Annotated in this window: 13 protein-coding genes; 6 read left to right on the plus strand and 7 right to left on the minus strand. The window is 70.3% G+C overall.

Annotated elements, in window-relative coordinates:
* The first annotated feature begins 15 nt into the window (after nucleotides 1–15).
* Nucleotides 16–336: an acyl carrier protein gene (locus tag DEJ48_RS35790; protein ID WP_190537794.1), complete on the plus strand. Its 321-nt coding sequence runs from the start codon at nucleotides 16–18 to the stop codon at nucleotides 334–336.
* Nucleotides 337–404: 68 nt separating this feature from the next.
* Here the strand turns inward: DEJ48_RS35790 and DEJ48_RS35795 are convergent, their stop codons facing one another.
* The 4 genes from DEJ48_RS35795 to DEJ48_RS35810 form a co-directional block, all read right to left on the minus strand.
* Entirely contained in the window at nucleotides 405–1,748 is a 1,344-nt protein-coding gene (locus DEJ48_RS35795) for a hypothetical protein (RefSeq protein WP_150220269.1), read from the minus strand.
* 16 nt (nucleotides 1,749–1,764) lie between these two features.
* On the minus strand, nucleotides 1,765–2,142 hold the full coding sequence (locus DEJ48_RS35800) for an ectoine synthase (protein WP_150220270.1): 378 nt from the start codon (nucleotides 2,140–2,142) through the stop codon (nucleotides 1,765–1,767).
* Nucleotides 2,143–2,283: 141 nt separating this feature from the next.
* The gene (locus DEJ48_RS35805) at nucleotides 2,284–3,420 is read right to left on the minus strand and encodes an FAD-dependent monooxygenase (RefSeq protein ID WP_150220271.1); all 1,137 of its coding nucleotides are present in this window, start codon (nucleotides 3,418–3,420) and stop codon (nucleotides 2,284–2,286) included.
* Entirely contained in the window at nucleotides 3,417–4,820 is a 1,404-nt protein-coding gene (locus DEJ48_RS35810) for an MFS transporter (RefSeq protein WP_150220272.1), read from the minus strand. The genes DEJ48_RS35805 and DEJ48_RS35810 overlap by 4 nt, the downstream gene beginning before the upstream one ends.
* A 95-nt stretch (nucleotides 4,821–4,915) precedes the next feature.
* On the opposite strand from DEJ48_RS35810, the gene DEJ48_RS35815 reads away from it, so the two are divergent.
* Nucleotides 4,916–5,572: a TetR/AcrR family transcriptional regulator gene (locus DEJ48_RS35815; RefSeq protein WP_150220273.1), complete on the plus strand. Its 657-nt coding sequence runs from the start codon at nucleotides 4,916–4,918 to the stop codon at nucleotides 5,570–5,572.
* A gap of 86 nt (nucleotides 5,573–5,658) precedes the next feature.
* On the opposite strand, the gene DEJ48_RS35820 is transcribed toward DEJ48_RS35815, so the two are convergent.
* Complete coding sequence (locus DEJ48_RS35820) at nucleotides 5,659–6,108, minus strand: carboxymuconolactone decarboxylase family protein (RefSeq protein WP_150220274.1); 450 nt, start codon at nucleotides 6,106–6,108, stop codon at nucleotides 5,659–5,661.
* Nucleotides 6,109–6,190: 82 nt separating this feature from the next.
* Between DEJ48_RS35820 and DEJ48_RS35825 the strand changes: the two genes are divergently transcribed.
* Nucleotides 6,191–7,072, plus strand: coding sequence for a sigma-70 family RNA polymerase sigma factor (locus DEJ48_RS35825; protein WP_150220275.1), 882 nt, complete (start codon nucleotides 6,191–6,193; stop codon nucleotides 7,070–7,072).
* Nucleotides 7,073–7,139: 67 nt separating this feature from the next.
* Here DEJ48_RS35825 and DEJ48_RS35830 read toward each other — a convergent pair whose 3' ends face one another.
* Complete coding sequence (locus tag DEJ48_RS35830; protein WP_150220276.1) at nucleotides 7,140–7,688, minus strand: DapH/DapD/GlmU-related protein; 549 nt, start codon at nucleotides 7,686–7,688, stop codon at nucleotides 7,140–7,142.
* Nucleotides 7,689–7,847: 159 nt separating this feature from the next.
* On the opposite strand from DEJ48_RS35830, the gene DEJ48_RS35835 reads away from it, so the two are divergent.
* The 3 genes from DEJ48_RS35835 (at nucleotide 7,848) to DEJ48_RS35845 (ending at nucleotide 10,289) form a co-directional block, all read left to right on the plus strand.
* Nucleotides 7,848–8,810: a LysR family transcriptional regulator gene (locus tag DEJ48_RS35835; RefSeq protein ID WP_150220277.1), complete on the plus strand. Its 963-nt coding sequence runs from the start codon at nucleotides 7,848–7,850 to the stop codon at nucleotides 8,808–8,810.
* Between the two features lie 69 nt (nucleotides 8,811–8,879).
* Entirely contained in the window at nucleotides 8,880–9,272 is a 393-nt protein-coding gene (locus DEJ48_RS35840) for a hypothetical protein (RefSeq protein WP_150220278.1), read from the plus strand.
* 6 nt (nucleotides 9,273–9,278) lie between these two features.
* Nucleotides 9,279–10,289 (plus strand): hypothetical protein, encoded by a 1,011-nt coding sequence (locus tag DEJ48_RS35845; protein ID WP_223832315.1) that lies wholly within the window; start codon nucleotides 9,279–9,281, stop codon nucleotides 10,287–10,289.
* 24 nt (nucleotides 10,290–10,313) lie between these two features.
* Here the strand turns inward: DEJ48_RS35845 and DEJ48_RS35850 are convergent, their stop codons facing one another.
* Nucleotides 10,314–11,993 (minus strand): ABC transporter family substrate-binding protein, encoded by a 1,680-nt coding sequence (locus DEJ48_RS35850; RefSeq protein ID WP_190537795.1) that lies wholly within the window; start codon nucleotides 11,991–11,993, stop codon nucleotides 10,314–10,316.
* Nucleotides 11,994–12,004: the final 11 nt, after the last annotated feature.

Raw genomic sequence — 12,004 nt, forward strand, 5'->3', positions numbered from 1 at the left:
GACAATGGAGGAACAGTGACGGACAACCTGGCCGCTCAACTCCCGTCCACGTCGGGCGACGTGGAAGCCGCGGCGGAAGTGGTGCGCAGGATCTGGGCGCAGGTCCTGGAGGTGAGCCCCGACTCCGTCGACGTCCACCACAGCGACTTCTTCGAGATGGGCGGCTACTCGCTGCTCGCCCTGCAGGCCATCGGCAGGATCCTGGCGGAGTACGGGGTCGACGAGGTGGAGGCGGTGGAGTGGGAGGGCGAGCTCCTCAACCGTCTCTTCGAGAACGCCACGGCGATGACGCAGGCGGAGTTCCTCGCGGAGAAGGGCTGCGGCGCGCACGCGTGAGCCGAGAAGGGCGTCGGGCCGAGGCGGTTGCCTCGGCCCGACGCCGTTGTGCGCGGTGTCGGCAGGGTTCATCCCACGACGGCTGTCTTCCGGGGGCCGGGGGCGGTCGCGGCGACAGCGGCGTTGACGGCCCGGTGCGCCTCCAGGGCGATGCGCTCGCCGTCCGCCGCACTCCTGGCGCACACGACGATGCCCAGTGACGGCCGGTGCCCCGCGAGGGCCCGGACGGTCGACGGGTAGGCCCGGACGCCGCGCGCCCACAGCTCGTCGAAGACGGGACGGATGTGCGCCGCGTACGACACCGTGCCCGTGGAGCGCAGCGGGAAGGCGTCGTTGACGTAGGCGATCGGCAGTTCGTCGGCCCACCGCTCCGCGAGGGCGACGGCGTGCATGGCGCCGGAGCGGCGGGCGTTGATCTCGGTGACGTAGAGCGCGTCGTCGAGACCGCGGAGGCAGTCGATCGTCATCCAGCCCCGGTAGCCGAGGGATCGCGCGAAGGCGTGGACGGCCGTGCCGAGCGCGGCGAGCCGTTCCTCCAGGCCCGGGTCGAGAACCCCGGGCCCGAGCGCCAGGCTGCGGTACCGCAGCCCGTCGACGCCGAGCATGCTGTACTCCATCCGCGGCACCTCGACGTCGTCGACGAGGACGTCCACGGCGGGGCAGTCGGTGCCGTGCGCGATGTAGTCCTGCACGGTGAGCGGGAACGTGCCGAAGAACGGCTCGCGCCGCAGGGTCTGCCAGAAGCGCCGCACGGTGCCGTCGGCGTCGGCCTGCGCGACGGCGGAGCCGTAACCCCCCACCCCGTACATGCTCTTGACCACGGCGCGGCCGCCGTCGCCCACGATCGCCGCGACCGCGCCCTTGAGCTGCTCCCAGCTGGTGACGGAGATGCCGCGCGGCACGCGGAACCCGGGGACGTGCGAGGCGAGGTCGACGCAGCACAGCTTGGATTCCAGGTACTCGTACGACCAGTAGTGCTCCGGCCCCGCGACGTCGAGCCGTACCTCCCGGCCCTGGCTGCGGAGCACCGAGGCCAGGGAGTACAGGTCGGGCGAGGCCCCGAAGGACAGGAGCCGCACCTCCCGCGCCCCGCCCAGGGCGGCGGAGAGGGCGGCCAACGCCCGGTCGTCGGCGAGCAGGTCGTGGACCAGGCGGCCGGTGCGCGGCAGCGGGGACACGACGGGAGGCACCGGGCTGCCGAGACCGGCGTGCACATGCGTCAGCCACTCCTGGGAGCAGCCCGCCGGAAGCACGAGCACGCGGTCGTCGGCGCTCCAGAACACACACTGATCGGTGAATCCCGTGCCGTGCTGGACGAGGTCGTGTTCCACACCCGGGTCGAAATCCAGCAACTCGCGTTTCAGGTTGAACTCGACGACGTTCGGGACCACCAGATCAACGGTGTCGGGCATGCTCACCCGCCCCCTCCTAGTAGCTGGAATGCACACCGGGCGTGAGCAGGTGCTTCTCCGGTCCGTTCAGGGCCGGGGAGAAGACGCACATCAGAGTCATGCCGTCTTCCGAGCGGAGTATGTGCGGTTCGCCCATGCCCGGGGCGTACAGCATCCCCGGCTTGATGTCGAACAGCCCGTCCGCCGTCTCCACGGAACCGGAGCCGGACACGCAGTAGCAGACCTCTTGGTGGTTGTCGTACCGCAGATACGACTCACTCCCGGGCTGTACATACGTCTCGGTCAGGCTGAAACCCAATTCATCGGCCTGAACGAGCAGCCTCCGGCTCGTTCCGTTGCCCCAGTCCACGTCACATTCGCTGCCGACGACATCTTCAACCGAGCGAACCAGCAAGGTACACCTGCCCAGGAGTCGGTATTTCCGTGAGGGTCGGACATCGAGTCTATGGAATTCCGCATCGGTATTCCACGGGAAGTACGGGTATGCCCACCTGGCTATGCCACCGAAAATCCCTGGCGGAAAAGCGAATTCTGCCTACACGGAGAGCGCGAGTTTCCGCAGCATCGCGTTGCGCCGCTCCAGGGCGGGGGCGGTGGTCGGGAAGAGCGTGACGTCACCGTCGCCGACCTGGTCCTGAGTGGCCGTCACCAACGGGCGTGCGCCGTCCTCGTACGCGGCGAAGCCGGCGGCGTGGTCCCCGCCCGCCAGGGAACCGGCGAGCGAGTACGCGCCGATGAGCGCGAGGCTCGACCCCTGCCCGGTCAGGAACGAGGGCGCGTACGCGGCGTCGCCCACCAGCGCGACCCGGCCGCTGGACCAGCGGGGCATGCGGATCTGGCTGACCACGTCGAAGAACAGGTCGTCCGTGTCGCGCAGGGCCGCGAGCATACCGGGGACCTCCCACCCCGCGTCGGCGAACACATCGGCCACCAGGTCGCGTTGGGCCCGCGGGTTCCGGAACGCGTGGAGCGGCGGCTCCGGATGGGCGAAGGCGAGCAGGGCGTGCACGTGGCCGTCGTCCCCGGCGGCATAGAGCGCGGCGGTTCTGCCCGGGGTGTTCCACATCGTGACCTCGTCGCGGAGCCCGAAGGTGTTGCGCAGGGTGAAGCCGGCGAAGCAGTGGCCCAGGTAGCGGTGGAACCGTTCCTCGGGCCCGAACAGGAACTCGCGGGTGCGCGAGTGCACGCCGTCCGCGCCGAACACCATGTCGAACGCACGGCTGCCGCCCTTGCGGAACGTGACGTCGACTCCTTGGTCCGACTGGTCGAGCGAGTCGATGCGATCGTCGAACAGGAACTCCACGTCGTCACGGACCGCCGTGTAGAGGGCCTCGGTGAGATCCCCGCGCCGCACTTCCAGGTCCTGCCCGGCGACGCCGCCGGTGAGACGGTGCGGATCGACCGAGGCGACCGGGGTGCCGTCGCCGTCGAGGAAGGTCAGCCGGCGCACATCGATGTGGGCGTCGCGAAGTTGCGGCAGGAGGCCCATGTCGCGGACGACGTCCACAGCGGTGCCGCGGATGTCGATGGGGTAGCCGCCGCCGCGCAGCGCACTGGCCTTCTCGACCACGGTGACCGCGTATCCGTGGCGGTTCAGCCAGTACGCGAGGGCGGGCCCCGCGATGCTGGCGCCGGAGATCAGGACGCGGGAGCGGTTTCGGGTGTGGCTCATTCCTTGACTCCTTTGTGCATGGTGCGGGTGACGAGCAGGGACAGCGCGGTGACGACGGCGGCCAGGGCGAAACCGATGACGAAAGCGGACTCGGCCGGTTCGTCCGCACCCGCGGGGGTGCCCGCGGTGAGGATCGCGCCGCTGACCTGCACGCCCACGGCGAAGCCGAGCACGCGGGTCACCAGGACCAGGCTCGTGGCGATGCCGGTGTCGCCCTGGTCGACGGAGGTGGCGGTCCTGGTCACCATCGCCGTGACGCACAGGCCGTTGGCGAACGCGACCAGGACCTTGCCGAGGACGAGGTGCCAGATCTCGCCGTGCACGGCCGCGAGGCCGACCAGGGCGGCGACCATGATGAGGATCCCGGCGGTGACCACGGCGCGCGAGCCGTGGCGGCGCGCCGCCATTCCGCTGATCGGCCCGGCCACCGAAGCGGCCACGGCGCCGGGCAGCAGATAGAAGCCGATCTCCGTGGCGCTCGCCCCGAAGCCGTACGCGTCGGAGGAGACCTCGAACAGCTGCGGGAGGAGATAGACCGGCACCGAGGTGCCCGCGCAGATCACGAACGTCAGCACGCACGACTTCCAGACCGAGGGACGCGCCAGCATGCGCGGATCGACCATCGGCGAGTCGGCCCGACGCTCGACGGCGACCCATGCGGTCACGAAGCCGGCGAGCAGCAGGACGAGGGCGCACAGGACGAGGGGCTGCGCGCCGAGATCGGGCGCGAGCGCGAGGACGAGCATGAGCGTGACCAGCGTCCCGCTCAGCAGGAGGAGCCCGGGCCAGTCGACCCCCGACGCGTCCGAACGGCGCGGCGTGTCCCGCGGCATCAGCATGTTCACCAGCACCGTGGCGACCGCGACCGCGATCGTCGGCAGCGCGAACATCCAGTGCCGGGACAGTCCTTCCGCCACGGGTCCCGCCGACAGCGTGCCCGCCATCCCGCCCGCCACGAAGAGCCCGCTGACCACGCCGATGGCCACCTTCGACTCCCCGGCGGGGAGGTGGTCGCGCACCAGGATGAACGACAGCGGCAGCGCGCCCACCATCGCTCCCTGCAGCACCTGGCCGAGCAGCAGTACGGGCAGGCTCGGCGCGAGCGAGGAGACGAGGCCGCCGGTGGCGACCACCGCCATCAGCCGTATGAGGACCCGCTTTCCGCCGTAGCGATCGCCGAACCTGCCCGCGACCGGGGTCACGAGCGCGCCGGTGATGAGCAGCACGACGCTGAGTAACGCCCCTTCGGCGCGGCTCATGCCGAGTTCGCGTTGCAGGAGAGGGAGCGTCGGTGTCACCACCGACTCCAGGGCACCGGTGGCGACGGCCAGCATGCCGAGGGCCCCGACGGCGGCTTTCCCGATGCGGGCCGGGGGAGCGAGCGTTGTTGTCGCGGTCATGGACGTCCTTTCTGTTCCTTGCCGAACGAGTGGGAGGTGCACCAGCACTACACTACACCGTGCAGTGTAGCCAGTGGGGCGGCTAGGATGGAGCCATGCCGACGACCAAGACGCCGACCACGAAGACACTGCGCGCTGGGTCCGCCCAGAAGCGGGCCGCGATCCTCTCGGCGGCCCGCGAACTGTTCCTCGCGGACGGCTTCGACCGCTCCAGCGTCGACGCGGTCGCCGCCCGCGCCGAGGTGTCCAAGCGGACGGTCTACGACTACTTCGGCGACAAGCAGACGCTGCTCCAGGCCGTCGTGGACGCGATCGGCGAGTCGATGATCACCACGATCCGCCGCACCCTGGACGAGACCCTCACCGACGTCGACGGCCTCACCGGATCCGCCGACCTCGAAGACGCGCTGGTCACGTTCTCGATGCGGATCTCCACGGACATGCTCGGCTCGGCGGAGTACGCGACGCTTCAGCGCCTGGTCCGCGCGGAGTCCGGCCACCTGCCGCACCGGGGCTACAACTCCATGGCCGACACCCCCGACGAGGCACTCGCCGAGCGGTTCGCCGCGCTCGCCGGGGCCGGCCTGCTGCACGTCCCCGACCCCCGCCTCGCGGCGGACCAGTTCATCGCGCTGACCTTCGGCGTCGCACTCGACAGGCTCGGTTCCGCGAACGCCACGGAGGACACACGGGTCAGGCCACTGGTGGTCGAAGGGGTACGGACGTTCTTGCGGGCCTACCGGGCGGCGTAGGCACATGTGCCGCAGTACGAAAGCGAGCAGCGCCGGTGGTGAGAGGCCCCTCACACCACCGGCGCTGCTCGTCGCCACGCCTCAACTCACCAGGTCTTGCCGGCCTGTTCCCGCACCGCTCGGTTGATCCGGTTGAAGAGGTTGGTCAGCGACGCCTCCAGGACGATCGAGCCCAGCTGCTCGTCGTTGAAGTGCCCGGCGGCGGCCTCCCAGATCTCGTCGGTCACGCCCGGCGCGCCGTCCTGGATCCGGGTGGCGGCCTCGGCGAGGGCGAGGGCGGCGCGCTCCTCCTCGGAGTAGAACGGCGTCTCGCGCCACGCGACCACGTGGTCCAGCCGCTCGTCGCTCTCGCCCGCCTTCCGCGCCCCCGTGACCGAGGCGTGCACGCACGGACTGCATCCGTTGATCTGACTGACGCGCAGATGGACGAGGCCCAGCAGGCGCTGATCGACGCCCCCGGAGTGAATCGCCTTGTAGAGGTGCTGGATCGCGGTGGTCACGTCGGGGTTCGCCGCGGCCTTCAGGCGTGCTTCCATCGGTGCTGCTCCTTCATCGGTTACCTGTGCCCCTCCGGGCCCGTCATCCCCATGACGGAGCAGTCCCGAGGAAGGTAACGACATGTCCGACACCAGCGCGACGGACCCGATGGCCGAGGCGTTCGAAGCCGAGCGAGACCGGCTGCGCGCGATCGCCCATCGCATGCTCGGATCGCACGCCGACGCCGAAGACGCCGTCCAGGAGACCTGGTTGCGGCTCTCGCGGCAGGACACGGCGGGCATCCGCAACCTCGCGGCCTGGCTGACCACGGTGGTCGGACGGATCAGTCTCGACGTCCTGCGCTCCCGCCAGGCGCGCCCTGAGGCGCCGTACGACGACGGACTGCTGCCCGAGCTCGTCGTGACGGCCGACGACGGACCGGTTCCGGAGGACGACGCGGTGCTCGCCGACTCGGTCGGACTCGCGCTGCTCGTCGTCCTGGACTCGCTGGGACCCGACGAGCGGCTCGCGTTCGTGCTGCACGACCTGTTCGCGGTGCCGTTCGGCGAGATCGGCCGGATCCTCGGCAAGTCCACCGCCGCCGCCAAGATGCTGGCCAGCCGCGCGCGCAGGAAGGTGCAGGGCGCCGAGCGCCCGGCCGGTACCGGACGCGAACGGCGGGAGGTGGTCCAGGCCTTCCTGGCGGCGGCCCGCGACGGCGACTTCGAAGGCCTGCTGCGCGTCCTCGACCCCGAGGTGCGACTGACCGTCGACACTCCGTCCGGCCCGGTCGTCGTCCTCGGCGCCACGAAGGTCGCGACGGGTGCGCGGCTGTCCGCCTCCGCGGCGGCACAAGGGCGTGCGGTACGCGTCAACGGCCTCCCCGGATACGTGTCCTGGAGCGAGGACGGCGCCCCCCTCTCGCTGCTCGCGTTCACGGTCGCCGACGGCCGGATCACGAACATCAGGATCGTGAACGACCCCGCGAAGCTGGCCCGGCTGAACCTGCCCGCTCCGGTGTGAGCCAGCTCCGGGGTGTGTCCGCCCGCGCAGTCGTCCTCAGTCGTGCCAGGCCTCAGTCGCCCCGGGCTCAGTCGTCCCAGGTCTTGCGCTCGAACGCCGCGGGCCCGGTCACGAGGGTGTGCGGGGGAACGTCCTTGGTGACCACGGCACCGGCGCCGACCACGGCACCGGCACCGATGGTCACACCGGGCAGAACCGTCACCCCGGCACCGAGCCAGGCGCCGGATCCGATGGTGATGGGCGCCCGCGTGATGAACTCGGGCCGCTCGGACGCCCGGACAGGGTGGTCGGAGGAGATGAGGTTGGTCTTGGGGCCGATGAGCACCCCGTCGCCGAGCCGAATGCCGCCCTGGTCGTAGAAGGTGCAGTTCTGATTGACGAAGACGTTCTCGCCGAACTCGATGCGGAGGCCGTGATCCGTGTAGAAGGGCGGATAGACGGTGACGGAAGCGGGCAGCGGCCTGCCGATGATGTCGGACAGCAGCGCCGCACGCCCGGCCTTGTCGTCAAAGGGCAGGACGTTGAGCCGTGAGGTGAGGCCGGTGACGTACTCGATGCGCTCGGCCACACGGGCCCACTCGGCGGTGTGGATGTAGAGACGGTTCTGATCAGGCATGAGGACTCCCAACGAGGGCGGGGCGCGAAGGCCCGCCGAAGCGATGCGCGGCCAACCAAAGGTTGGCCCGAGACATGGAACAGACCGCCCCCCACCTCCATCAAGCAACGATCGGTGCGGGCGAGAACAACGTTCGGTTGTCCGCCTAGGCTGGGCGGCATGGACGTCACCGCTGTGCGCACCTATGTCGCCGTCGTGGAGGCCGAGCAGTTCCAGGAGGCCGCGATCGACCTGGGGGTCACCCCGCAGGCGGTGTCGAAGCGGGTGGCCGCGCTGGAGAGGGAACTCGGCGTCCAGCTGTTCACACGTGACGCCCGCGGAGCGAAGCCGACCATCGACGGGCAGGCCTTCCTGCCCCACGCCCGAGCCTTCCTCGACGCCGCGGAGCGCGCCATGGCGTCCGTGCGGCCGGGACACCGCGCGCTCCGCGTCGACGTGATCGGCCGCCGGCTCTCCCTCGCCGGCCTGCTGCGCGGCTTCCACCGGGCCCACCCCGACACCGAGCTGGACGTCGTGACGCTGTTCGACTCCGCCTCGGCGCTGTCCGCGGTACGCGACGGAGTCATCGACGCTACGTTCCGCGCCGTCACGACGCCGGTCCTGCGACTCCCGCCAGGCGTCGAGGCCGCCCCCGTCCTCGACGAACCGCTGCACCTGTTCACGGGCCCGGACCACGAGTTCGCCGACGCCCCCGCGATCCGGCCCGACCAACTCGCGGGCCACCGGATCTGGATGCCCGGCAACACGCCCGGCACCGAGTGGACCGCCTACTACGACGAACTCGCCGCCGCCTTCGGCTTCACCGTCGACGCCGTCGGCCCGGACTTCGGCATCGAGCACCTGCTCGACACCATCGCCGACTCCACGACACTAAGCACCTTCGTCAGCGAACAGACCCCCCTGGTCTGGCCCGCGGGCCACGACCTGCGCCGCATCCCCCTCACCGACCCGACCCCGGTCTACCCCCACGCCCTGGTCTGGCGCCCGGACAACCCCCACCCGGCCCTGACCGTCCTCCGCGACCATCTGACCTCGGCCTACCCCGGCCGTCCCCGCGACGGAATCTGGACACCGTCCTGGACGGAGAACCCCGCGGGGCCGCGCACCGGGCCGCAACCCTAGGCAACGTCAGCCACCGGTGGGATCCTCCAGCACAGCGACGTGCACACGACGTCGGCGGGGGGAGGAACCATGCGCACCCAGTCGCAGGTGAGGGCCGGGAAAGGGGCCGTGGTCGCCGCGGCCGTGCTGGCTCTCGGCACAGCAGGCTGTGGCGGCGGAGGAGACGTCCCCGCGCCCGATCCCCAGGAGCCGTCCTCGGTGTCCGCGCCGGGCGGGGGAGTGCCTGACGACTCGACCGACGGCCTGACGGCGACGGCCGGACAGCCCGATGGCGAGGGCGGCGAGGGCGGCGACGACATCAGGCCCGTGGGATCGCCGCCGACCGACACCGGGCAGACGCCGGAGCCGTCGCCCGAACTCACGGACGTGCCCGACGAGACGCCGTGCGAGGACATGCCCACCCCCGCCTCGACCTGCTCCCCCTCCCCGGACCCCTCCAGCCTCGGACCCAGCGCGTCCTGATGCCCGATGAACGCCCCGGACACGCCGGACGGCGTCCCTCAGGCCCCGCCCCCGCCCGGGCCCGCGCCTCCTCACGCGCGTTCACCCGCGCCTCCGTCCCGCGACCGACGCCGCAGACGGCGTCGCACCGCCCGCCGGGCCGCACCACGGGCGACGACAGGCGCGCGACCGGACGCCGGGACGAGCGGCAAGGCCTCCGAGATCGCCAACTCCCTCTTCGGCGCGGGCTCGTTCATCGTCGGGCTGATGCTCTACACGGGATTCGTGCACAGCCGCGCCTACTACGGCTACTTCCGTCTCGACGTGTTCGCCGTCGGCTTCGACCCGATCGAGATGGCGCTGCGCAGCCTTCGGCTCGCCACCTTCCCCGTCCTCATGACACTGAGTCTGGTGGGCGTGCTTCCGGTGCTGCCCCAGCTGCTGCCCTCGCTCGGCGTGCCGGACCGCACCGTCAGGGCCGTGGCCCGGGCGGCCCGTGCCGTGGCGCGGGCCCATCTCGCGTTCGTGGCGGCGGGCTTGCTGCTGATGCTCGCGTGGCGCTACGGCCACCCGTGGTCCTTCCGGTGGGCGGCGCCGCTGCTCGTGGCGGTCGGGCTCCTGCTGGGGCAGTCCGACGCAGCGACCACCGCCCCGGGCCATCGGCACAGGCCGGGGCACCGGGCGGTGGCCGTGATCGCCGCGAGCCTGTTCCTCATGTGGGTCGTCGCTCTCGCGGCAGGCGAGCTGGGCCGACAGGACGCCCACCGGGACGCCGGTCAGCTCGTGCGCCGCGTGTCGGTGGTGGTGCTCAGCACCGACACGCTGAGCATGAACGGCCCCGGACTGAAGGTGGAGGACCTGGGCAAGGACACCCACTTCCGCTACCGCTACAGCGGCCTGCGCCTGCTGGTCGAACGCGAGCGGCGCTACTACCTGCTCCCGCTGGGCTGGCGTCACGACACGGACGCCACCTACGTGGTGGAAGACGACGACGAAATCAGGATCGACCTGTACCCGGGAACGCAGCCGGGACGGTGAGCGTTCGCCTCGGCCACCGGCGGACTACTTCTCCCAACCCACTGTCTCCGGCAGCGGATTGTGGAAGATGGTCGCGCCCACGTTGGCCAGCCCCTTCTTGACGCTGTACGTCGACGGGCCACTGTAGAGGGGGAGCCGGGCGTACTCCTGGAGGGCCTTTCGTTCGACCTTGTTCGCCGCCGCTGCCTGCTTGTCCGGATCGGCGATGTCGCTCGTGGCGCGGATCTCCTTGTCCAGCTCGGGGGACCCGGCACCCGTGAGGTTGGATTCACGGTCCGAGCAGTACGACTCGCAGAGGTAGCGGGCCCCGAAGGGGTCCATGGAGCGGTTGCCCGAGAGGAACAGGTCGAACTTCCGCTCGCTGAGGATGCTGGAGAAGTCCGCCTGGTCGGCCTTCTTGATGGTGAGGCGGATGCCGGACTGCTTCAGCATCGCGGCGAGCGCGCCGGCCGTCGCCTTGCCCAGCGGGTCGTCGCCCATGAGCGTGTAGCCGACCTCGAGCTCCTTGCCGCCCTTCTCGCGGATCCCGTCGCTCCCGGGCTTCCAGCCCGCCGCGTCGAGTTCCTTCTTCGCCCGGTCGGGCCCGTACTTCAGGACGGCCGAGACGTTGTCCTCGTACCCCTTCTGGAAGCTGTAGAGCAGCGCCGAGCCGGGCAGCGGCTCCTCGTAGTCCAGGCCCTGGAACTGGATCTTCGCGATCTGGCTGCGGTCCACGCTCTCCTGGATCGCCTTGCGCACCGCCTTGTCGCCGAGGACCGAGGACTTGGTGTTGAAGTAGAGCGAGTACTGGAACGGGCTGCCGCCGCTGCGGATCTCGGTGCCCTTGAGTCCCTTCACCTGCTTCAGGCTCTCGGCGTCGACGGCGGATACGTAGTCGAGCTGGCCGTTCTTGAACGCGTTGACCGCCGCGGTCGATTCGAGGTTCACGTAGACACGCTTGTCCAGTTTGCCCTTCCTGCCCCACCACTTCGCGTTGCGGACGAACGTGATGTTGCCCGAGTGGGTGTCCCACTTGCCGACCGTGTACGGGCCCGTGCCCCACTCGGGACGCGCCTTCTTCACGTACGCCTTGTCGAAGTTGTCGGCCTTCGCCGCCTTCGGGTGGAGGAACGTGGTGAACAGGCTCGGCCACGAGGGGAAGACGCCCTTGAAAGTGATCACGGCCTGCTTGTCGTCCTTGCCCCGCGCGACATCGGTGATCTGGTCGTAGCCCTCCGTCGTCCCGGCCGCGTAGGCCTTGTCGGAGCCGTTGTTGGCTTTCCAAGTGGCCTTGATCGCGGTCCAGTCGATCGGTGTCCCGTCGTTGAAGACGGCCTTCTTGTTGATCGTCAGGACGACCTTCTGGTCGCCGTCCTCGACGGACACCTTCACGTCGCTGAAGTAGTCCGGGTTGTACTGCACTTCGCCGGTCGGGGAGAAGGTGATCGCGTTCGCGTTGTACCAGGCCCATACCCGGGACGCCGTGAGCGTGCCATTGACGTGGAACGGGTTGCCCTGCTCGTCGAACGTGCCCGCCGTCGTATAGGTTCCGCCGTCCTTGAGCTTGCCGTACGCCTTCGGGTTGTAGTCGGCGGCACCCGAGGCGGCGGACGAGGTGCTCTTCGAGCCGGAGCCCGCACCGTCACCGGACGACGACTGGCATGCCGTGGCGGTGACGGAGATGGCTGCTACGAGGGCGACGGGCAGGGCCAGTCTTGCGCGCATGGGAAAGCGTC

Origin of the sequence: Streptomyces venezuelae, from assembly GCF_008642315.1 — a bacterium.
Classification (GTDB): domain Bacteria; phylum Actinomycetota; class Actinomycetes; order Streptomycetales; family Streptomycetaceae; genus Streptomyces; species Streptomyces venezuelae_D.

What these genes read in the sequence shown, in the direction of transcription:
- DEJ48_RS35795 (WP_150220269.1), bottom strand. Translation starts at nt 1,748, where the DNA reads ATGCCCGACACCGTTGATCTGGTGGTCCCGAACGTCGTCGAGTTCAAC.
- DEJ48_RS35805 (WP_150220271.1), bottom strand. Translation starts at nt 3,420, where the DNA reads ATGAGCCACACCCGAAACCGCTCCCGCGTCCTGATCTCCGGCGCCAGC.
- DEJ48_RS35810 (WP_150220272.1), bottom strand. Translation starts at nt 4,820, where the DNA reads ATGACCGCGACAACAACGCTCGCTCCCCCGGCCCGCATCGGGAAAGCC.
- DEJ48_RS35815 (WP_150220273.1), top strand. Translation starts at nt 4,916, where the DNA reads ATGCCGACGACCAAGACGCCGACCACGAAGACACTGCGCGCTGGGTCC.
- DEJ48_RS35820 (WP_150220274.1), bottom strand. Translation starts at nt 6,108, where the DNA reads ATGGAAGCACGCCTGAAGGCCGCGGCGAACCCCGACGTGACCACCGCG.
- DEJ48_RS35825 (WP_150220275.1), top strand. Translation starts at nt 6,191, where the DNA reads ATGTCCGACACCAGCGCGACGGACCCGATGGCCGAGGCGTTCGAAGCC.
- DEJ48_RS35830 (WP_150220276.1), bottom strand. Translation starts at nt 7,688, where the DNA reads ATGCCTGATCAGAACCGTCTCTACATCCACACCGCCGAGTGGGCCCGT.
- DEJ48_RS35835 (WP_150220277.1), top strand. Translation starts at nt 7,848, where the DNA reads ATGGACGTCACCGCTGTGCGCACCTATGTCGCCGTCGTGGAGGCCGAG.
- DEJ48_RS35840 (WP_150220278.1), top strand. Translation starts at nt 8,880, where the DNA reads ATGCGCACCCAGTCGCAGGTGAGGGCCGGGAAAGGGGCCGTGGTCGCC.
- DEJ48_RS35845 (WP_223832315.1), top strand. Translation starts at nt 9,279, where the DNA reads ATGAACGCCCCGGACACGCCGGACGGCGTCCCTCAGGCCCCGCCCCCG.
- DEJ48_RS35850 (WP_190537795.1), bottom strand. Translation starts at nt 11,993, where the DNA reads ATGCGCGCAAGACTGGCCCTGCCCGTCGCCCTCGTAGCAGCCATCTCC.